The following is a 21,069-nucleotide window of genomic DNA, read 5'->3' on the forward strand; positions in this document are numbered from 1 at the left end:
ATGGCGAAAGCTCTGATGCCCACGGACGGCGTTTCGCTTGCCGCCGAGGCCAACCGGACCTGGAACACCGTCGAGGTCGACCCGATCACCCTGCGCGTCATCGGCGGTGCGCTGAACTCGATGGCCAAGGAGATGGCCCAGGTCCTCTACCGGATGGCCTACTCGAGCCTCATCCGTGAGTCCGAGGACCTCGGCGCCGGCATCTTCGACGTCAACGGCCGCGAACTGTGCGAGTCGGATTCGACTCCGATGCACTGTGGTTCGATCCCCGCGTACATCCGTGGCGTGAACCGCAAGCTCGCCGGCACGTACAAGCCCGGTGACGTGATCCTGCACAACCACCCGTATCACGGTGCGGCGCACTCCCCCGACTACGGCGTGATCATCCCCATCTTCTGGGAAGGCGAGCACATCGGGTTCGCCGGCTGCACCGGTCACGTCTCCGACATCGGCGGCAACTTCCCCGGCCTGTGCATGGACGTCGTCGACGTCTGGGCCGAGGGCAAGCTGATGGACTCGATGAAGATCTACGACGGCGGCGTCCGCAACGACATGCTGATCCAGCACATCCTGGACAACGTGCGCACCCCGGAGCAGAACCGCGGTGACCTCGAGGCTCTCATCGCCTGCTCACGCATCGGTGAGAAGCGGTTCGTCGAGCTGCTCGAGAAGCACGGGCTCGACACCGTCATGAGCGCCGCCGACCGGTGGATGGACTACTCGGAAGAGATGCTGCGCAGTCGGATCCGCCAGATCCCCAACGGCAGCTACGAGGCACCTATCGGCTACCTCGACGACGACGGCAAGAACCGCGGTGTGCCGCTGAAGGTCGCGGTGCGCGTGCAGGTCGAGGACGAGGACGTCCTCATCGACCTCACCGGTTCCAACGACCAGGTGCCGACGGCGTTCAACGTGCCGTTCGAGGGTTCGGTGCTGCCGGTGGCGGTGAGCGCGATCCGCACCATCCTGCTCGACGAGTACCTCACCGAGGAGTTCGTCCCGCAGAACGACGGGTGTTTCCGACCGGTGCGCGCCTACGCGCCGGAGGGCACGATCTTCAACCCGGACTTCCCGGCATCGTGTTTCGCACGCTTCTCGCAGGTCAACCGCATCTTCGACTCGATCAACCTGGCGCTGGCGCCGGTGCTGCCCGAGCGGGCGATCGCCGGCTCGTCGGCGGCGCTGTGCGCCATCGCGTACTCGGGTCTGGCCGAGGACGGTGAATCGTACTGGGTCTACATCGAGATCAACGAGGGTTCCTACGGCGCCCGTAACGGCAAGGACGGCATGGACGCCGTCGACGCCCTGATGGCCAACACCCGTAACAACCCGATCGAGGAACTCGAGCTGAACCACGCGATGCGTGCCGAGCGCTACGAGCTCCGCGACGAGTCACCGGCACCCGGCCAGTGGCGCGGCGGCATCGGCAGCGTGCGGACCTGGTACATGCAGACCGACACGTTCCTCGGCTCCGAGGCCGACAACCGCACCGACCCGCCCGCGGGCGCGCTCGGTGGCGGCGACGGCGCGTCGGGTTCGTTCGTCCGCAACCCCGGCACGCCCGAAGAGGAGGTGCTGTTCTCGAAGGTGACCCAGGAGGTCATCCGCGAGGGCGAGCGTCTCGAGATCCGGATGCCGTCGGGCGGTGGCTTCGGCGATCCGTTCCTGCGCGATCCGTTCGCGGTGCTCTCCGACGTGTGGGACGAGTACCTGTCCGCGGACGAGGCGCGTCAGGACTACGGTGTCGTCGTGAACACCGACGACTGGACCGTCGACGCAGCGGCCACCGAGCAGCTCCGCGCGTCGCGGGTGGCGTCCTGACCAGTGACATCGGAGGGGCCGGCGATTCTGTCGCCGGCCCCTCCGGCCATTCCCCGGAAAGCACCGCGGAGCAATCTGTGAGAGACGTTGCCGCGCGGCTCAACACGGTCATCTCGTGGGTGCCCGAGCAGTTCGGTGTCGACCCCGATGTCGCATCCGGTCCGCTGTCCGGCCTGCGGATCGGGGTGAAGGACAACATCGAGGTCGGCGGCGTGCGCTCCACCTGTGGGTCCGAGTACTTCGCCGACCGGGTGGCATCTGCCGACGCGGCGTGCGTGACCGCCTTGAAAAAGGCCGGTGCCGTCATCACCTCGACGCTGAATCTCGCCGAGTTCGCCGTCGGTGTGACGAGTCAGAACTCGGCATCGGGTGGGACGGTGAACCCGTGGGCCGCCGATCGCGTACCCGGTGGATCGAGCGGTGGGTCCGGTGTCGCGGTGGCGGCGGGGATCGTCGACGTGTCCCTCGGCACGGACACCGGCGGATCCATCCGGCTGCCTGCCGCGTGCTGCGGTGTGACCGGCCTGCGGCCATCTGTCGGAGTGCTCGACATGACCGGGATCTTCCCGGTCAGTGCCGATTTCGACACCGTCGGTCCGCTCGCCCGATCGGCGACACTGGTGCGGGAGACATTCGCGGTGCTCGCGGGCGCCGACTCGACACCGTTGCGGAGCAGGTCGTTGCGGATCGCGCTGCCCTGGCCGTTCGTCACCGAGGACGTGGATCCGGCAGTGCGCGACGCGGTGGTCGGTGCCGCGGACCTGCTTCGCGACCTGGGCCACAGTGTCGTCGACGTACCGGTTCCGCACAGCGAATCGGCGCAGGACGTCGTGTACACCCTCATCTACTCGGACTTGGCGAAGACCCATGCCGAACGACTGCGGGACGAGCCGAGCCGATTCCAGTCGGCGACGCGCGAGCGGATCCTGCTCGGACTCAGCATCTCCGACGGTCAGGTGACCGCGGCGCGGCGACAACGTGATGTGTTCCGCGCTGCCACGGCCGAGCTCTTCGACGACGTGGACGTGGTCCTCACCCCGGCGATGCCGGCGGACGTCCCCCTGCTCGGTGGTGGCGATGCCGTTGTCGCACAGGCACGTCGGATGGGCCAGCTGACCTACCCGTGGTCGTTGCACGACGGCCCGACGCTCGCGCTGCCGGTGGGAGTCCATCCGTCCGGGATGCCGATCGGGGCTCAGCTGACCGCCGCCCACGGCGCCGAGGCCACGCTGTTCGCGCTGGCCGAGCAATACCAGGAGCACACCGACTGGCATCGTCGACGCCCGCCGGTCCGCGTGGACGTGTGAGGCGTCCGCGTCAGCTCTGGCGTCGGAGCAGGTCCATCTGCTTGTAGACGTCGCCGAGGTGGTCGAGGTGGCGGCGCATGAGCGTCATCGCGGTCATCGAGTCCCGCGCCTCGACCGCTTCGAGGATGGCCCGGTGGTCTTCGTCGACGCACTTCCAGAAGTCCTCGGGTGCGGTGTCCCGGCTGAACCGGCTGCCGATCACCCGGAAGACCGGCACGGTGATGAGGTCGAGGAGCGGGTTGTCGGCGGCGCGGAGCAGCACGCGATGGAATTCCTGGTTGTTCGCGTACACCTCGGGACCGATCTCGCCCAGAGGATCGAAGATGGTGGCGCGCAACTCTTCCAGATGCACGTCGGTGTGGCGGTACGCGGCCACGCCCGCCGCGGGGACCTCGGTGAGCTGCCTGACCTCCATGAGCTGATCGACGGTCACACCCTCGGCCGCCGCGAGCAAGGTGACCCCGGCTTCGAGGTGGGCACTGAGCTGACTGATGTCGGGGGTCGCGACAAACGTTCCACCCGTCACACCGCGCGTGGTGTGGACCAGGTTCTCGCTGGCGAGCGACCGGATGGCCTCACGCACGGTGCTCTGCCCCACCCCGAACTCGGCGCGCAACTCGGTGTCGGGTGGCAGTCTGGTGCCCGGGGTCAGCTCGCCGGCCAGGATGCGAACCCGAAGCGCGTCGGCCACGACCTGGTACGCCGGGCGCCGGCCGGACTTATTCGCTTCCGTCACAACATCTTCCGATCGTGGAGGGGTGTGACTCAACTTACCAGATCGACGACCCGGACACGACACTGCGGCAACGGTTTTGGGATGCGTCAGACAAGTGGCCGGTCGACGCCCCGCACGGACCTCCAGACATGTGCGCGCAGGGGGTGTCACGCGGTTCGTCGGCGCCCGGCTCGCCGATTCGACGCCTCGACCTCCGCGATCGCGACGCGGAGCATCTCCGCGAAGCGGCTCCAGTACGCGGCCTCGGCGTCGTAGAGCCGGATGGTCCGCGGATCGGCGCCCGCCAGTCGAGCAGTGTTGACCATGCTCTGCCAGTGCTCCCACTGGTCGTCACACACCTCGAGATAGCCGGTGAGTGTGGCGGCGTCGTGGTTTCCCAGTGCGGCGATCCTGCTCGGCATCGAAGTCCCCTCATCCGGTATCAGTCGTGCACACGCTATGCCGGGGGTACGACAATCCTGCGGTTCGAGCGACGCCAACCACTTCCCGCTCCCTGATCCGAAAGAACCGCGACACCGCGCGCCTGAGCCCGAGAGACCTGCTGACCCACTGCTCCCTGCGTAGCGCCCGGAGCTTGCGGAGGGCGCGGCGAGGCGACCCACCCGATCCGCCGGGACGCGGTGGCGAAAAGAGCTGCTATAAAACATATTTCGCTGCGAAACCCGGCGGGCGGGGTCGGCCTCACACTGTGGAGTTGTCAAAGGTCGTTTGGCATCCTTGTCGACGCCGGAGGGTCTAGTTGGAGGCGGATCCTGGTTAGACGAGAACGTCGTCGAGTCGCATGGTGCGCCGGTTGTAAGCGGGCAGGGGTAGACGCCGCGGGTCGACGTCGACCGGTGGAATCAGCCAGGGATGCCGGTCCGGGCCCATCACCACCTGCCAGCCATGGTGATGAACCTGGGTATGGCACCTCTGGCAGAGTAGGCATCCATTGTCCAGGTCCGTGGGGCCACCGTCAGCCCAGTGGACCAGGTGGTGAACTTGGCTATGTGCCGCTGGCGCACCGCATTTCACACAACACATATCGCGGACGATGATCGCTTGGCGCAGGTGATGCGGGAACAGACGTTTGGTGGTGCCCATCCGTAACGGCACCCCTTCGCTGTCGAGGACGATCTCGGCGACTCCGCCGTCACACGACAACCGGCGTGCTGTCGATGCCGTGACTGCCCCGACCCACGGCAATCGTGCCGGATCTGCGTCGTCAGCGGGGATGGTGACCAACACTTGGGTGCGGGGTGCTCCGGCGGTGGTCACCGCGGCACCGATCGCCGCCTGATCCAGAAGGAGTTCCAGGCCGTCGGCGCGGCGTTCTCCGAGACTGCGACGATCCTCGGCGCCGTCGGGTTCGGGGCGCGGGCAGGATCGTTCGTCGATCATCGACAGGAACTTCTCCCCGATCACTGCCGTCACATCCCCGGTGATGGCGACTCTGCCTTCGTCGGTCACCCGCGTGTGCACAGTGTTCAGCGACGCATCATCAGCGGCGGCGACCGCGTTCGGATCAGAGTCGGCGACCCGGAGGGCGATACCGCGGGCGTGGGTGCCGATCTCGGCGGGCGTGGCACCGGAGAACGCCTGCGCGAGCAGATCGCTCTCGAACGCCGATCGGTCGTCGTCGGACAACCCTGCCGCAGTGCGTTTGTCGATGTACGCGATGCCGCGGACCACCGCGTCGACACACTCCGCCGACAGATAGCCTTCGGCGGCACAGTCAGCGACCTTCGGCAACGAAGACAGGCCGCCGGCGATTCGCACGCCACGGTGCGCGGCCGTCGGCGCCATGCCCATCTCGATCAGCCACGACCGTGTTGTCGAACCGGCACGCGTCGCCGCGCCCGACTCGTCGAGAAGCGCGATATGCACGGCGATCTGATGATCCAGCACGTTGCGCATCATCCGCAGCTCGTCGAGACGCTCGACCAGAGCGCGACCACTCCCGTCGTCGGGTGGTGACGGCGAGGCATTGAGGGTGTCACGAAGCTCGGTGATCGAGGTCATGACACCAAGGTACTCGCCAAAGTGTTCGACGACGAGATTTCTCCACAACCCCGCTCGCAAGCGAATCTAGTTGCCCCACACTCTCTGCCACTTACGCATCATCGGTGAACCGAAGTGAACCGTGGCGAACAGAAACCCCACCAGTCACAGAGACCGGCCGGTACAAGGACCTGCCGATCAACCAGCACGCGGCCACCGATCAGGTCGCACCGATCAGCACCGCAGCGCCGAGCCAGACGAGTGCGACGACCTTGACCACCTCGAATCCGACGTATACGAAGTGGGCGTGACTGCGGGGTCCCTCATGCCCGGCGAGCACCGCGTCGGACCGCTTGGTCAGTGCGGGCCGCACCGCCACCAGCTGAACGATGAGGGCGGCAATTGCCACGCCGGCCGCGATCGGTTCCGCGAGACCACCCCACTCACCGAGGACCATGGCCACGAGAATGCCTACTGCCCAAGCGATCTCGGCGGTATTGAGCGCGCGGAACACCAACCGACCGATGCCGAGCCCGATGGGCAGGGTCACCCCGGGTGCGCGGAACTTGAGCGGTGCCTCGATGAACGAGATGGCGAACACCATGCCGAGCCACAGGAACGTCAGCGCGGTGACGACCGCGCCGGCAGCGCTCATCGCGCGCCGGTCCGCAACAGCTCCGGTCCGAACGTCTCGTAGTGGATCCGGCTCTCGTCGACCTCGCGAGCGATGAATGCCTCGCGCATCGACGAGAGAAACCCGGTGGGCCCGCACAGCATGACGTGCGAGTCCCGATCGACGTCGACGTCGTCGAGTGTCATCTGCCCGACCCGAATCGCGTCCGACACCACGTGGGGTGAGGTGCTCTCATACCACTGGATCAGTCGGCCAGACGGCAGTGAATCGACAAGGGCGGCCAGCATTCCGCGGTGCGGTTGCCGGTCTCGCGAACGGTCGGCATGGAGCACGGTCACCGGCCGGGTGTCGCGCTGCTCCGACAATGCGGTGAGCAAGCCGATGACGGGTGTGCAGCCGATACCCGCCGAGGCGAGCAGAAGCGGCGCCTCGTCGTCGGGCAGGACCAGGTCACCGAAGGGCGTGCTGACGTCGAGGAGATCCCCCTCGAAGACCTGCTCGTGCAGATGCGCCGACACCTCGCCGGCGAGTTTGACGCTGAACCGCCACCGCGACTCGGCGGGGGAACCGGTCAGACTGTACTGACGGATCTGTCGAGCACCGTCGAGAAGCGGTACCTGCACCGAGATGTACTGTCCGGGACGGAATCCGGGCAGCCGTCCGTCGACCGCTGCCACCGTCAGCGCGATCGTGTCGGGCGAGACCTGCACGCGCTCGGTGACCCGGACTTCGCGCCAGACGTGCCCGGGATCGACGGCTGCGTCGGCGTAGAGCTGCGCCTCGGAAGCGATGAGCAGGTCTGCCATGTCCCAGTAGAGCTGGTCCCAGGCGTCGGCTACCTCGGGCGTGACCGCGTCACCGAGCACTTCGACGATCGCAGCGAAAAGATGGTCGTGCACAACGACATACTGCTCAGCGGTGACACCGAGAGATGCGTGTTTGTGAGCGATGCGGTCCAGGATGAAACGCTGGCGCCGAACGTCGGGTTCGAGCTGCAGCCGCGCGAACGCGGCGATCGACCCGGCGAGCGCCTGCGGTTGCTCACCCGACTTCTGGTGCGTGCGGTTGAAGAGGTTGTCGAGCAGGTCCGGGTGCGCGGCGAAGAGTCCGCGGTAGAAGAGCGGGGTGATCTCCGCGAGCGACCCCTCGACAGCGGGAAGCGTGGCGGCGATCGTCGCGCGCTGGGTGTCAGACAGCATGAGAACTCCTTTGTTCATCTGCTCATCGGTTGTGGTGCAGTAAATCTGGGGTTTCGGCGTACCGGCCGACCCGGAGTGGTCTAGGAGCCCGGGCGTCGAGCTGTCATTGCGGACGATTCACGGCCGGCCGGACGCGGCGTCAGCGACAACAACACCGCGCTCGTCGGCTCGCGGGCGAGGTCGGCGACCGTCTCGGTGTCCAGGCTCTCGTAGAAGGCCGTCACCGCGCGGGCCAGCGAGCCCCGGAGCCGACACGCATTCCGCAGCGGACAGGGTTGGGCGCCCTCGCATTCCACGACCTCGCCATCGCCTTCGAGCGAACGTGCGAGCCACCCGACGCGGGCATCGCGGCCGAGTTCGGTGATCGTCAGCCCACCTGTTCGACCGCGTCGAGCGTGGACGACGCCCATCTCCGACAGCCTCCCGACGACCTTGGCGACATGCGTGTACGGGACCGCGAGTTCCCGGGCGAGGTCCTTGGAGGTGAGAGCTGTTGCAACCGAGCCACCTTGATCTGCGACCGCCAACCGCATCACGACTCGGAGGCCGATGTCGGTGAAGCGTGTCAATTGCATGGTGCAAGTAGACCATAAATTGGTACGGAAAATACCAATTAAGATCGGTGATGCCGGTCACCCGACGCGTACGGGCTGCCTATCCGCCGTCGGCGATGCGGGGCCGGGTGTGAGTGGTCCAGGTCTGACCGTCGTGGTACCGATCCGCGACCGGGTCCTGCGGGTCCGGGTACCAGCCGGCCACGACATTCCGTGAGCCGTCCCCCACCGAACCCGCCGACCTCCGGGACACCAGTACGACGATGCCTGCGATCCCGGCACCGAGGACGGCCAGCAGCGCGAGCAGGACGACGAGCATCAGCAGGATCGACATGCTCGCACCGTACCGAGCGCCGGGCGGCCTGCCACGTCGTCGGCGGCAACTGTGCTCCGATTACGTCGAACGATGGACCCGCCCGTGCCGCACGGCCGACCGAACGATTCTCACCGGATCAACCCTCGACGGTCTTGACGGCGAGCCCCAGCCGCTGCGCACGGCGAATCATGGTGAACGCGTTGTCGATTGCGGCACAACCCGGGTCATTGTTGAAGTAGACGTACACATCGCACGAGTCGTCGTAGAACTCCGAGAGGCGGCGCAGCCAGCTGTCGATCGCACGGGTCCCGTAGCTCATCGGTCGTCGCGACGTGCCGTCGTGAAGTCGCAAGTATCCGAAATCGGCTGTGCGCCAGAGTGGATTGAGGATGCGGTTCTTCCGGTCGGCCCAGCACAACGCCGCGCTGTGCCGTTCGAGGACCGACCGGGTCTCGTCGGTCCACCACGAGTCGTGCCGGGGCTCGACCGCGACCTGAATCGTCTTCGGGAACCGCGCGAGCGTCTCGTCGAGGGCGTCGGGCGCGGCGCGGAGGTTGGGAGGCAACTGGAGGAGCACCGGCCCCAGCCGACCGTCGAGTCCCGCCGACCGGTCGAGGAAGCGCTGGACCGGTTCGGCCGGCTCCTGGAGGCGCTTGATGTGGGTCAGGTAGCGACTCATCTTCGCCGCCATCCGGAAGCCGGCGGGAACGGTCTCGGCCCAGTTCTCGAACGCCTTCCTCTCCGGCAGCCGATAGAAGGTGTTGTTGACCTCTGCGGTCGGAAACCGCTGGGCGTAGTAGTCCAACCACAGACGCTGCGGAAGCTGCTGGGGGTAGAACGCACCCCGCCAGTCGCGGTACTGCCACCCGGAGGTGCCGATGAACAGCACCGTCGTGCCTATCCGTTGGGGACGGGGCTACGAATCCCGTCCACGACGAGTAGTCGGCATGCGCGTGGGTGTCGATTCACGTGCTCCGGGTACCCGTCGGCGGCATATGCCAATCACCGAGACGGGAGCGACACATTGACCAAACTGGCGATCATCTATTACTCGGCCACCGGGCACGGCACCGCGATGGCGCAGGCGTTGTCAGACGCCGGCGAATCCGCCGGAGCCGAGGTTCGTGTCCGACACATCGCCGAGACGCGGGTTCCGGAGACGTTCGCCGAGAATCCGGCGTGGTCGGCCAACTACGAGGCCACCAAGGACCTGCCCGCGGCAAGCGGTGACGACATCGTCTGGGCCGACGGGGTGATCTTCGGGAGCCCGACGCGGTTCGGTAGCACGGCCTCGCCGTTCCAGTCGTTCATCGACTCGCTCGGCGGACTCTGGGCCGAGGGCAAGTTGGCCGACAAGGCCTACGCCGCCTTCACCTCGAGCCAGACCGCGCACGGCGGCCAGGAGACCACGCTCACCGGGCTCTACACGTCGCTGATGCATTTCGGCGGCGTCCTCGTCCCGCCCGGTTACACCGACGGGCTGAAGTTCGCCGACGGCAACCCGTACGGCGTCTCCCACGTCACGGGTCCGGAGAACAAGAACGACCTCGACGACGCGACGAAGGCGGCCCTCGCACACATGGCACAACGCGTGGTGCGCATCGCGAAACTCCTCGCCGGCTGAGTCACCGCGAAACGGGTTGACAGCGATCACCAGGAGGTCCACCATCGGTCCTCGTGTCTGTCAGAGTGTCGCCCTTCGGGCGTGAGGAGGTCGTCGGCGTCGTGCGCGCCGACGGTTGAGCACCCCGCCCCGACCGGCGCGCGTCCCTTGTTGTGGACCGCGCCGGTCGAATTGTGCTCTCCTCCATCCTCCGACACCTGAGGTGTACACAACCATGCATTCCTTGACCGAAGCCCAGATTCGCTCGTCGTTCGTCAACGCCTCGTTGCGTGAACGCAAGAGCATGACCCTCCCACCCGACTTCGACGAGGTCTACTGGGAGAAGCTGGATTTCGCCGGTTGGCGGGATCCGAAGCTCCCGATGGTCGGATACGTGGTCATCCCGACCGACGACGACGTCGTCGGGATCATGCTGCGACTCGGCGGCCGCCAGCCGCGCAACCGTCCGCTGTGCTCGTTCTGCGAAGATGTCCAGCTGCCCAACGAGGTCGCCTTCTTCAGCGCGAAGTTCGCCGGCGCCGCGGGACGCAAGGGCAACACCGTCGGCACGCTGATCTGCTCGAACTTCGAATGTTCGGCGAACGTCCGCGCCAAGCCGTCGGCCATCTTCGCCACCGACGACCCCGAAACCGTGCGGCAGCAACGCATTGCCGCGCTGCGCACCCACCTCGCGGGATTCGCACAGCGCGTGGCGAGCGGGGACAGCTGAGCGGAGCGTCGACCGGCGAACCGGTGTTTCAGCCGGTTCGCCGATCGCGGTTCGGCGATAGTGGACCAATGACCTCGCTGTTCATCCGAGCACTTCAGACCCACCAGTGGCTGTACGAGCATTCGGGCGGTCTCGTCGGCCACCGCCTGCTCATGGGCAATCCCACGCTGCTGCTGCGGACGATCGGGCGCCGCACGGGTGAGGCGAGGTGCAACGCACTGACCTATGCCCGCGACGGCGAGGCCTACCTGGTGGTCGCGTCGAACGGCGGGTCGCCGCGACCGCCGGGGTGGCTCGCCAACCTCAAGGCCCATCCGAATGTCGAGGTCCAGGTGGGTCGGCGCCGGATCCAGGTCACCGCGCGGGCGACCTACCCCGACGACCCGGACTACGCCCGGCGCTTCGTCCTCGTCGACGAGGTGAACCGCGGTCGCTACGCGGGCTACCAGGAGAAGACGACGCGTCCGTTGGCCATCGTCGAGCTGACACCGCGGTAAAGGGTCCCGCCCGTTCGATGATTCACGCAGCGCCGGGCCGCCCTTCGCCGCTGGTCCACCGCCGCGCGTACTCGTCGATGTACTTCTGTCCGGACCGCTCGCAGATGGTCGCCATCAGTTCGTCTGTGAGGACGCGGATTCGGCCCTCGGCGACGTCTCCGCATCCGAGGTCGATCGGCGGGAGGATGTCGATCGTGACCCTGCCTCTGCCTGGCAACCGGCCATCCGCTCGCCCGGTTCCGGAGATCGCAACGGGTACGAGTGGCGCACCCGTGATCAGCGCCACCCGCACGGTCCCGGTCCGTCCGCGATACATCCGCCCGTCCGGGGATCGGGTGCCCTCGGGGTGGATTCCCCAGGCTCCGCCGTCTTCCAGGATCTCCACCGCTCGTCGGAGCGCCGACGACGCTTCCGTGCCGCCACGACGATCGACCGGGATCTGCCCCAGGCTGAGAAAGAACCAGCGTTGCAGGCGGCCGACGGGACCGGGCCGCTCGAAGTACTCGCGCTTGGCGAGGAACGTCACCGGTCGACGCGCGGCCAGAGCCAGGTAGAAGGAATCGAGCACGGACAGATGATTCGCAGCCACGATGACCGGCCCGGTGGTGGGCAGATGCTCGCGGCCCGCTATCCGGGGTCTCCCCCACAGGACGAGTGCCGGACCGATGAGGACGTACCGACACAGGGCGTACGACAGCCTGGTTCTCGCGCGCATAGACAGTGTCTACCCGAGCGTGGGTGACACTGTCTACGTGGAGTCAGCGAAGACCAGGATCGCGTTGGTTCGTGCCGGCGTCGAATTGCTGGAGGAGACCGGTTCACCAGATGTGGGATTGCGCGAGATCGCGCGCCGCGCGGGCGTCTCCCACGGCGCTCCCCGCAGATGGTTCCCGACGCACCGCGCGCTTCTGGCGGCCATCGCCCGCGAAGGCCTGGAGGACCTGTCGTCGGAACTGATGCATGCGGCGGGCGAGGTTCCCCAGAACATCCGGCACGTCGCATTCGCGTACGTCGCGTTTGCCCGTCGTCGACCTGCGATGTTCGCCCTGATCTTTCGGCACGACCTGCTCGAGGGCGGCGGGGCCGACCTCCGCACCACCTCACGGCCACTCTTCGCCTGGCTGGTCTCGCTGATCGAGCACAGCGGCACCGTCGACGCTCCCGAGCTGCGCGCAGCCGAGCTGTGGGTCGGCGTACACGGGATCGCGATGCTGTCCTCGACGGGATCGTTGGGACTGGCCGCGCCCGGGATCGACGACGACGAACTCGTCGACCGGATCGTCGAGAACTGTCTGCGGCCGTCGCGCTGATCCCCCGATGACTATCGCCCGCCCCGCCGGTCGGTATCTGGGAGAACATTGCGACGACTCTTCAGGAGAAGCATGCGAACGCTGGCGATCACCCAGAACATGACGCTCGACGGCTCGATCGAGATGTTGACCGACTGGTTCGACCCGACCGTCGAGGCGCCGGACCTCATGGCCGAGTCGCACCGGCAGGACGCCGAGGCCGACGGTCTGCTGGTCGGAAGGCAGACCTTCGAGGACTTCCGCAGCTTCTGGCCGCACCAGACCGAGGACGCCACCGGGATCACCGACTACCTGAACACCGTCGACAAATACGTGGTGTCGAGCACGATGACCGACCCGGACTGGCAGAACTCGACGGTGCTGTCCGGCGATGTCGTGGATGAGGTCACCGCGCTGAAGAACGCCGACGGCAAGGACATCGTCGTGACCGGCAGCATCACCTTGTGCCACACCCTGATCGGCGCCGGTCTCGTCGACGAGTACCGGCTGTTCGTCTACCCGACCGTCCAGGGATCGGGGCGGCGCCTGTTCCCCGACGGTCTGGAGATCCCGACCCTGCGGCCCGTCGACACCAAGGCCTTCGAGCTGGGCGTCTCGCTGCTGCGCTATCGGACGGTGTGACGCGGTTCAGGTCGGATCGGAGTCGATCTCCTCGAGAGCACGGGCGCGGATCGCGGCGAGGTCCATCCCGTACGTCGATCCGTGCGACTGCTCGTACTCCGTCAATCGCGCAGCCGCGCGGTCGTAGAGGCGTCGCGCGCCGACGGCGTTGCCACGACGATGGTGGGTCAGTCCGACGCAGAGCTGGGCCAGTCCCTGCCACAGCGGACGCTCCGCCGGCGGACACGACTTCCAGCGGGTCTCGAACACCTCGTGCGCGGAGAACGGACGACCCTCCTCGAGCAACCGCCATGCCAGCGCAATCGTCTCGTCGGGCGGCAACGGCTCCTCGGACACGGGCTCGACGCCGCGCTCGCCATAGGGCAGCGGCCGTCCCAGCTCGTCACGTGGCCGGGCCTGACGCGCGCGACCGTCGGGATCGCGATCACGGTGCTTGTTCATACCCCACACCTCCCATTCGCTCCGGCACAACGCGGCACAGCCAAGAAAAAACAAGACACTCCGAAGCGACACGCCGGATGAGTTGGAGCAAACTCACCCAAGTCAGCTAGCATCTTGTCGGCGCTGCAGCGCCGACAAGACAGTGGGCGACAGGACTCCCGTGAACAGGCTCGAGCGGTACGAAGCTATCATCGACACCGAATACTACTTGTATGGCGGCGTCGTAGACGTGCCCAAAATCTACGACGCCGATTCGAAGCACCACAGCGAGCGGTACGTTAAGGGTACTTCTGCGCGCGCAGAAAGAGCTAGCCACCACCCAAACGCTCGTCTCATCGGAACAATCGACTTCACGGAAATTCAATGGTTAGTCGACCTATAGTCTTGACGTGACGAAGTTTCTCGGGGCTGGGTGGGTAGATTCCACTACTGTTCAGCTAATTTGGGCAGACGATCCCACAGTCGCGCTCAGCCAGCGAGGGGGACGAGTAAGCCCGGTCTTTCCACTCAACTTATCCATATGTCCGGACACCCTTCCGTCTCGTGGTTGCATCGCACTCCTGTTTGCGGCCTCACCCCGTTCGCTCTTTGCAGAGATTCTGGACCGCCTCGAGGGCGATGACCTCATCTTCATGTCACACGGCCTGGCATGCGGGGTGCTTGTGTCCCATAGATCAAGCGCCGATACCGCACACTGGCTAAGTTCTTTCGTAGATCAGTTATCGGCGTTCGAAATATGGCCGTTTGAAAACGCCCGTGTCGATACCCGATTGATAGAGACGTTTCGAACTGAGGTTAATCTCCCCGTAGAATTGGAGCTAGTCGAGTACAACAGCCTCCCGGGGCCGATAAGAGTAGAAGTTCGGCAGTTCAATGCAAATCTGACTCTTTTCGCTACAGCAGCTCAAGAATTTGCTCCAGAAATGATGTCGCTATGCGAATGGCTCAACGAGTCCGTCAGTTCGCGTGTAGAGAGAATCAGGCAGGAGCTTGCGGCTAGTAATACCGACATCAGCTTCGCTCGGCGCCTGCACCACGATGTCTCCATCCTGGTAGATATCAATTCGTGCTTAACGATGGTGATCTCGCAATTCGCAGACGTGGTACCGCCCGTACTCAATGCAAGCTTCCCTGTAGGCGAGCATTCCCTCCTGGGAATTGGGTCGGCGACACGGTCCGTCTGGGCGGTGTACGACCACATTTCCAATGTTTTTGGCACAGCCGATCACCCAAATCGGCTCCAGGACGCTTTCGACGCCGCGGGGTTCGACCCTGGGATGAACGCCAATAACGTTGATTATCAGTCGTGGCGGAAAGCGAGCGGAACGGCACTCGGAAAAGCAGCAAGTCTGAGCGACCAGCAGCCACGTAAGCATCTTGTATACTTCAGTTCGCGCTGGGGATTTCACGAAACATTAAATGCAATCAGTTTGAGTTGGCAGACCATAGGTTCCGGGGCGACTCGTGAGTGGAATTTGCTCACGCTATCCCATGAATTTCTGCATTCTCACTTTCGGGAGTTGATCAGGTCGAACGTGTTGCCGATAACCAGCGACACCATGCGTCACGATCTGATTGATCTCTACAACAAGGTTTTTGCATCGATCGGCCCCGGCGCTCCCACCGATGGGCCGCGCAACTTCCTTGAATCAATGCAAGTCTTCTTTCTCCATCAGATGAAACTAATCGAGCAGGCTTCTCTTGAGGTCGGTACATTATCGTCGACTACTTCAGTAATAGAGATCTATTCTTCTCCCATTACCGACGGCGAACTGCAGCGATTGATGTCTTCACCGTTGTTGGATTTCGTCGAAGAGGTGCTGGTTCATGTAATGGATTACTACTTCTTTTACAACGCTGACGACCAAGCTTACGTTTCGTCGCTATGGCACTCATGGACTCTTGTGCCTCAAGTTCATAGGAAGCTCCGGCACTACGTTCTTCGTACCCTCTTCGCGTTAGCGTCATCGAACAACTCGACAGATGTGAAGGAGTTGTTCGTAGACGCGTTCACACGGTTGAAGGCAGAATTGGAGGAGATGCAGAAGTCCGGAGACAACGCGCTCGTCGACGCGGGTCTAGCCGAATTGACTGACCACGACGCGAAGAAGGAACTCTACGCCCGGTTCAAGTACAATTATCTTCTATCGATTTTCGCACGCGAGTTCCTGGTTACCGAAAATCTTTATAGCCGTCTCAATGCGGACAGTCAGACTGCGGCCGGGCCTCCCCCGCGATACCGAATACAACCGGGCGAGTTTCCTGACTGGTCTATTCAAAGTCCAAGCGGATTTCTGCTCGATCGCTTTCAGAGTTTCACTCAGGAACCAGAAGATGCGGAGGCTGAGAGCCTGTGGCAACTACTCGTGCTGATCTAGAAGCTACATTTGACTTCGAGCAGATACTCTACTCAAGGCGGTTCTCCGCCGTGGCATTCACGCATCCTGAAGTCGCGCAATGGTCTACTCTTGAACCACTGCAAGAGATACTGGAAACTTCTCGGTCATTCCCTGTGGCTTCTGCGCCCGAGGGTTGGCTCGCGAGTCGCATAGCCGTTCGATCCCCACGGAACTACTTCACATCTGTCAACGATACCTCGTTAGCCACCGACCAGGGGTACGTCCAAGAAGTCTACGTTGCGATCTACAAGTACCGAGTTCCTTCAGAATCCGTGGAGCGTTCCGCTATTCTGTTGATGGCACCGTATGTTCGTTTGCTGAACCGCCTTGTCACCCGATTAAAACGGATGCTTGACCCAGCACACTTGGTTTATCTTACACCTGATTTAGACGAGGTTTTCAGCCGATTCGAACGGACATCTATAGTGGGGATGCGCGCAACAAGAATCTCCGTTAAAGATGAGTCGGAACCGACGATCGAACTAGTCTCCCTGACCGGTAGGAACCCGCTCAAATCGAATCTACGAGCCGAACTCCGTCGAGTCGGGCCAGCGTATTCAATACGAATCGACGTACATTCACCCCCCCACGAGACCACGGTCCATCTGGATAGGTTCGGGAACTGCTGGTGGTACCACCGCAGTGAAAGCGACCTGACAGGCCCGTTGTCACTTTTCTCCGAGTTATTCTCGAGCGTAAGAGTTGCGGAGGGGCGACATCGTCCTACATACCGCATTACACCATCCGCTGACGCTGACTGATAAGGACTCGGAATGACCAATCTGCAATCCGCTATGAACGAGGTCGAACGCGACGCAATTGCGGCCCGGTTGGCGGGCTACTTGAGGTCCGGGCAGGTCAGCCTGCTGCTAGGCGCAGGCGTCTCAACCGGGCTTAATTTGCCTGATTGGCGCGAGCTTGTCGAAGCGTGCGAAAACGACGCTGGTGTTACACCCGATCCAGACTTAGACCTGTTGCGCCGTATGGATCACGTGCGTATCTCACTCAACACACATGAGGAGTATGCCGATCTCGTAAAAGAAAACCTCTACAAAAAACTATCCGGAACTAACTCGTATCCCGACGATCTGCTGCGGAACCGGATGCTTATTTCGATCGGCGCGCTCGTAATGTCGTCGGTACGTGGCTCAGTCACAGAGGTTCTTACACTCAACTTTGACGACGTCCTTGACTGGTATCTTCATCTACACGGCTTCAGGACACAGGTTATTACCAACCTGCCTGCCCTAGTAGCTGGCAACACAGATGTCCGAATCATGCATATGCATGGGTTCTTACCTTTGATGCCACGCTTCGAGAGGAGCGATTGGATGTTACTATCACACGATTCTCTTATCGATCGGTTGAGAGATCATACGGCACCTTGGCCTGTGGCTATTGGTAGCATCATCCAGTCTAAAATCCTGTTGGCCGTCGGAACTAGTCTGGGCGACACTGATCTAGACGTCCTCCTCGCACAAACTGCCCGATTTGTGTCGGGGCAAAGACCTGTCGGGTACGTTCTCGCCAAGGACGTAAGCAGCAGTCGCGTCAAAATATTACGTGAACGAGGAATTGAAACAGTCTCGTTCAGCGACTACAAAGAGGTCCCCGAGTTTTTACTGAACGTTTGTCAAAGGGCGGCCGCTGATAGCTCTCTATCGGTCGGCCTTTCTAGCTAACCGGAAACTCGAGCAGCTAAGGGAAACGGTGCTCGTACGTGTGTTGCTACAAGACCGCGTCTAACCGTCCATACAAGCGATGATCAACGTCGGTGGCCACGGGTAGAAGAACGGCCGTTTGGATATGAGCAAGTCGCGCGTCCGAGGCACAAAATTATATCTTTAGACTCTCGCAACCTTGTCTAGGCGATCGCCATTGAGTGTTTGTTCGCAGATTACTCCCTAACTGTACTGACCTGCCAGGTTGGGTACGCGGCTGACGGGTGAGTTGCCTCGCAGTGCGGTGTGGACGTGTCGTGATTGTAGATGCGAAGGAACTCGGGGAAGGCCGCGACGCGTTCGGGTTCGCTGAGGTAGGGGCGGGCGTAGGACCATTCCTCCTGCAGGGTGCGGTTGAAGCGTTCGACCTTCCGTTGGTTTGCGGCCGGTGCGGGCGGGTCCACTTGTGCTTGATCCCGTTGTCGACCAACAACTTCCGGAACATTCGGGACCGATAGCAAGACCCGTTGTCGGTCATCACCCAAGCGGTGGTAACACCGATAGAGGCGAAGTGCGCCAATGCCCGGGTCATGAACGCGGTCGCGGTTTCCTTCTTCTGATCACCGAGGATCTCTGAGTTGGCGTAGCGGGAATGGTCGTCGACGGCGTGGTGGAGGAACGCGTACCCCAGGTTGCGGCGGCCGTGGACTTTGCGGGGTCATGCGGGCTCGCGGTGGGCGCTGGAGTTGCGGGCGCCCAGGGCGCGGCCGTGGATGCGGTGTCCGCCACCGTCGGGGATTCTGCCGAGTTTCTTGTTGTCGACGTGGATCAAGCCTCCGGGCGCTTGGCGTTTCGTACTGACGAATCTCGCGTCTGCGTGCACGTACGGGCACCCCTGTTGCGGGGTCGGTCCATGACAACCGTAGGCCCCGGTACCGGGTCAGGATGCGGTGCACCGTGGAGACGTTGAACTCAGGTGAAACGCGATCCCGGCAGGCCCCCAGCGGCGGGAGACGCGTAACCCGACGACCCAGCGTTCCCGGCGCCGACCGGTGCGATGCGGACACGACCGGGGTCGGCTGGAGCGCTCGACCATTCCGGCTGACCCTGCATCGCGGTAGCGGTCGGCCCACCGTTTGGCCATGGTGACCGACACGTTGAATCGATCAGCCGCGCGACGCAGTGGCCACCGGTCGTCCACGACGCACCGAGCCAGACGCAACCAACTAGTCGGGGACAACCTAGCCAGTCCCTTTGGAATCGTGAGTCCAACGAAGCGAGGCCTAATTGTCCAGCGTACCTGTGTCTCCAGGACAAGGCCTCGACCGTTGTCCTGTGCCGGCGGTTACGAAATTGGTAGCTGAGCCGACCGGAGAACGAGAAAGGTCAGGTCGCTGTGCGCAACCTGACCTTGTCGTCGTGTGGAGCGAATCCGCTCGTGGTGGGCGAAGGGGGACTTGAACCCCCACGTCCCGAAGGACACTGGCACCTGAAGCCAGCGCGTCTGCCATTCCGCCACTCGCCCGTGGCCACCGAAAATCCGGTGGGCATGTCGTCGAATTGGGTGTGTCCGGCGACTGGACGACGATAGCAGCACGCCGCCGCCGAAACAAAACTCGATCTCCGACGTTGCATTTGTGCAGTACGTCGGGTTACGTCAGATGCCGAATACACACCAATGGGACGGGAGTTGCACACGGTGCGCCAGTTGCCTTGGTGGCACAGTTGGCCGTTGATGTCGCTATCATCAAACAAGGCCAGATGCACGGCGACACGCTCTATTGCCGCGAAAGGAGGTCTCGGTGGGGATCCTGCAACGACTGGAACGCAAGCTCGAAGGTGCAGTTGACGACGGTTTTGCCCGTGTCTTCGGTGGTCAGGTGGCCCCGCAGGAGATCGAGAACGGGCTTCAGCGAGAAGCCGAGGAGTCGCTCGAGAACCTCGGTGACGGTACGGTCCTTGCGGCCAACAGCTACACCTTGCTGTTCAGTCCCACCGATCATCAGCACATCGCTGCGGAATACGAGCTGAACCGCAAGACTTTCTCGAAGCATTTGGAAAACTTCATCAAGGACAACGGATGGCAGACCTACGGCAAGGTCGTCGTAGAGTTCGAGCAATCGCCGTCCTTGCACACGGGGATCTTCCGCGCACGCGGCACGGTCAACCCGGACGCGCGGCCCCGCCCGGCGGGAGCGCGTTCGGAGCATCCGCACGCTGCGCCGGTCCCCGGCCCGCCGGCCGGACGCCCGGCCCCTGTTCCCCCACTTACCAACGCCCCCGACCAAGGAGCCCCCAAGATGACTCAGAATCCCGGATACGACCAGCGCAGGGGCGCCGATCCCGCCTACGACCAGTACGGCCAGGGATCGGGACAGCCGGGAGACCAGGGCTACGGCCAGCAGGGGTACGACCAGTACGGTCAGCAGCCCGGCTATGACCAGGGGTACGACCAGCAGGGCTACAGCCAGCAGGGTTACGAACAACAGGGATACGACCAGCAGGGCTACAGCCAACAGCCCGGCTACGGACAGCAGGGCTACAGCCAGCAACCCGGCTACGAGCAGCAGGGCTACAGCCAGCAACCCGGCTACGGCCAACAGGGATACGACCAGCAGGGTTACGGACAGCAACCCGGCTACGAGCAGCAGGGCTACAGCCAGCAACCCGGCTACGGCCAACAGGGATACGACCAGCAGGGCTATGGCCAGCAACCCGGCTACGACCAGGGTTACGGTCAGCAGGGCTACGGCCAGCAGCCGTACGCCCAGCAGCCCGCGGGATACGACTACCAGGGTGGCTACGACCAGGGATACGGCGCGGGCCGCCCGGCCGCCGGCTACGCCCCGTCGTCGATCACGCTCCTCCTCGAGGACGGCAGCAACCGCACCTTCCAGCTGCACGAGGGATCGAACGTGATCGGCCGCGGACAGGACGCGCAGTTCCGTCTGCCCGACACCGGCGTCTCGCGCCGCCACGTGGAGATCCGCTGGGACGGCGCCACCGCCATGCTCACCGATCTCAACTCGACCAACGGCACCACCGTCAACGATCTCCAGGTGAACACCTGGGAACTCGCCGACGGCGACCGCATCCGCGTCGGACACTCCGACATCACCGTCCGGTTCCAGTAGACCCGTAAACGCCGAGCGCACGCCCACCTGTCGTGGGCGGCGGTCGATACTGGCCCGAGACCGCTCCGGCCGGTTGATACTGAACTGTCATATCCGAATGACCGGGTTCGGCGAATCTGCCCATAA

General features: G+C 63.8%; 20 protein-coding genes, 1 tRNA gene and 1 pseudogene. 10 read left to right on the top strand and 12 right to left on the bottom strand.

Translation table 11 applies throughout. The features are described from left to right. Entirely contained in the window at positions 1–1,821 is a 1,821-nt protein-coding gene (locus ABIC25_RS16715) for a hydantoinase B/oxoprolinase family protein (protein WP_033204242.1), read from the top strand. A 77-nt stretch (positions 1,822–1,898) separates the two neighbouring features. Beyond that, positions 1,899–3,128: an amidase gene (locus tag ABIC25_RS16720; protein ID WP_354562332.1), complete on the top strand. Its 1,230-nt coding sequence runs from the start codon at positions 1,899–1,901 to the stop codon at positions 3,126–3,128. 10 nt (positions 3,129–3,138) lie between these two features. Here the strand turns inward: ABIC25_RS16720 and ABIC25_RS16725 are convergent, their stop codons facing one another. The 8 genes from ABIC25_RS16725 to ABIC25_RS16760 all read right to left on the bottom strand — a co-directional run bounded on the left by ABIC25_RS16725 (position 3,139) and on the right by ABIC25_RS16760 (position 9,436). After that, positions 3,139–3,864 carry a FadR/GntR family transcriptional regulator gene (locus tag ABIC25_RS16725; RefSeq protein ID WP_239404009.1) on the bottom strand — a complete coding sequence of 242 codons (726 nt, stop codon included), beginning with the start codon at positions 3,862–3,864 and terminating at the stop codon, positions 3,139–3,141. Between the two features lie 146 nt (positions 3,865–4,010). After that, the gene (locus tag ABIC25_RS24955) at positions 4,011–4,511 is read right to left on the bottom strand and encodes a hypothetical protein (protein ID WP_374206414.1); all 501 of its coding nucleotides are present in this window, start codon (positions 4,509–4,511) and stop codon (positions 4,011–4,013) included. Between the two features lie 109 nt (positions 4,512–4,620). Further along, on the bottom strand, positions 4,621–5,865 hold the full coding sequence (locus tag ABIC25_RS16735) for an HNH endonuclease signature motif containing protein (RefSeq protein ID WP_354562334.1): 1,245 nt from the start codon (positions 5,863–5,865) through the stop codon (positions 4,621–4,623). Between the two features lie 199 nt (positions 5,866–6,064). Next, positions 6,065–6,499 (bottom strand): hypothetical protein, encoded by a 435-nt coding sequence (locus ABIC25_RS16740; RefSeq protein ID WP_239404006.1) that lies wholly within the window; start codon positions 6,497–6,499, stop codon positions 6,065–6,067. Next, positions 6,496–7,677, bottom strand: a complete 1,182-nt coding sequence (locus ABIC25_RS16745; RefSeq protein ID WP_354562335.1) for an FAD-binding oxidoreductase — start codon at positions 7,675–7,677, stop codon at positions 6,496–6,498. The genes ABIC25_RS16740 and ABIC25_RS16745 overlap by 4 nt, the downstream gene beginning before the upstream one ends. Positions 7,678–7,757: 80 nt before the next feature. Next, entirely contained in the window at positions 7,758–8,252 is a 495-nt protein-coding gene (locus ABIC25_RS16750; RefSeq protein WP_354562337.1) for an RrF2 family transcriptional regulator, read from the bottom strand. A gap of 79 nt (positions 8,253–8,331) precedes the next feature. Beyond that, a complete protein-coding gene (locus tag ABIC25_RS16755) occupies positions 8,332–8,565 on the bottom strand; it encodes a DUF2510 domain-containing protein (protein WP_239404003.1) in 234 nt (77 codons plus the stop codon). 118 nt (positions 8,566–8,683) lie between these two features. Then, positions 8,684–9,436, bottom strand: a complete 753-nt coding sequence (locus ABIC25_RS16760; RefSeq protein ID WP_354562338.1) for a DUF72 domain-containing protein — start codon at positions 9,434–9,436, stop codon at positions 8,684–8,686. A gap of 135 nt (positions 9,437–9,571) precedes the next feature. Here ABIC25_RS16760 and wrbA point away from each other — a divergent pair, with 135 nt between their 5' ends. The 3 genes from wrbA (at position 9,572) to ABIC25_RS16775 (ending at position 11,377) form a co-directional block, all read left to right on the top strand. After that, positions 9,572–10,171: an NAD(P)H:quinone oxidoreductase gene (gene wrbA / locus ABIC25_RS16765; protein WP_354562339.1), complete on the top strand. Its 600-nt coding sequence runs from the start codon at positions 9,572–9,574 to the stop codon at positions 10,169–10,171. 214 nt (positions 10,172–10,385) lie between these two features. Continuing rightward, positions 10,386–10,880, top strand: a complete 495-nt coding sequence (locus ABIC25_RS16770; protein WP_354562340.1) for an FBP domain-containing protein — start codon at positions 10,386–10,388, stop codon at positions 10,878–10,880. Positions 10,881–10,948: 68 nt separating this feature from the next. Continuing rightward, positions 10,949–11,377 (top strand): nitroreductase family deazaflavin-dependent oxidoreductase, encoded by a 429-nt coding sequence (locus ABIC25_RS16775; protein WP_248644227.1) that lies wholly within the window; start codon positions 10,949–10,951, stop codon positions 11,375–11,377. Between the two features lie 22 nt (positions 11,378–11,399). On the opposite strand, the gene ABIC25_RS16780 is transcribed toward ABIC25_RS16775, so the two are convergent. After that, positions 11,400–12,092 (bottom strand): lysophospholipid acyltransferase family protein, encoded by a 693-nt coding sequence (locus ABIC25_RS16780; protein WP_354562341.1) that lies wholly within the window; start codon positions 12,090–12,092, stop codon positions 11,400–11,402. 37 nt (positions 12,093–12,129) lie between these two features. Here ABIC25_RS16780 and ABIC25_RS16785 point away from each other — a divergent pair, with 37 nt between their 5' ends. Together ABIC25_RS16785 and ABIC25_RS16790 are read left to right on the top strand one after the other, a co-directional pair. Further along, complete coding sequence (locus tag ABIC25_RS16785; RefSeq protein ID WP_231896073.1) at positions 12,130–12,687, top strand: TetR/AcrR family transcriptional regulator; 558 nt, start codon at positions 12,130–12,132, stop codon at positions 12,685–12,687. A gap of 72 nt (positions 12,688–12,759) precedes the next feature. Then, entirely contained in the window at positions 12,760–13,308 is a 549-nt protein-coding gene (locus tag ABIC25_RS16790) for a dihydrofolate reductase family protein (RefSeq protein ID WP_354562342.1), read from the top strand. A 6-nt stretch (positions 13,309–13,314) separates the two neighbouring features. Here the strand turns inward: ABIC25_RS16790 and ABIC25_RS16795 are convergent, their stop codons facing one another. After that, complete coding sequence (locus ABIC25_RS16795) at positions 13,315–13,749, bottom strand: DUF309 domain-containing protein (RefSeq protein WP_354562343.1); 435 nt, start codon at positions 13,747–13,749, stop codon at positions 13,315–13,317. Between the two features lie 389 nt (positions 13,750–14,138). Between ABIC25_RS16795 and ABIC25_RS16800 the strand changes: the two genes are divergently transcribed. Both ABIC25_RS16800 and ABIC25_RS16805 read left to right on the top strand, forming a co-directional pair. Continuing rightward, the gene (locus ABIC25_RS16800; protein WP_354562344.1) at positions 14,139–16,127 is read left to right on the top strand and encodes a hypothetical protein; all 1,989 of its coding nucleotides are present in this window, start codon (positions 14,139–14,141) and stop codon (positions 16,125–16,127) included. A 794-nt stretch (positions 16,128–16,921) separates the two neighbouring features. Continuing rightward, entirely contained in the window at positions 16,922–17,830 is a 909-nt protein-coding gene (locus ABIC25_RS16805) for an SIR2 family protein (RefSeq protein WP_354562345.1), read from the top strand. 222 nt (positions 17,831–18,052) lie between these two features. Here the strand turns inward: ABIC25_RS16805 and ABIC25_RS16810 are convergent. Together ABIC25_RS16810 and ABIC25_RS16815 are read right to left on the bottom strand one after the other, a co-directional pair. After that, positions 18,053–19,070 (bottom strand): annotated as a pseudogene (locus ABIC25_RS16810) (IS481 family transposase). A 178-nt stretch (positions 19,071–19,248) separates the two neighbouring features. Next, positions 19,249–19,334 (bottom strand) — tRNA-Leu (locus ABIC25_RS16815). 277 nt (positions 19,335–19,611) lie between these two features. On the opposite strand from ABIC25_RS16815, the gene ABIC25_RS16820 reads away from it, so the two are divergent. After that, positions 19,612–20,943 (top strand): FhaA domain-containing protein, encoded by a 1,332-nt coding sequence (locus ABIC25_RS16820; protein WP_354562346.1) that lies wholly within the window; start codon positions 19,612–19,614, stop codon positions 20,941–20,943. Positions 20,944–21,069 lie beyond the last annotated feature (126 nt).

The organism is Gordonia sp. PvP123, assembly GCF_040547295.1.
Classification (GTDB): domain Bacteria; phylum Actinomycetota; class Actinomycetes; order Mycobacteriales; family Mycobacteriaceae; genus Gordonia; species Gordonia terrae.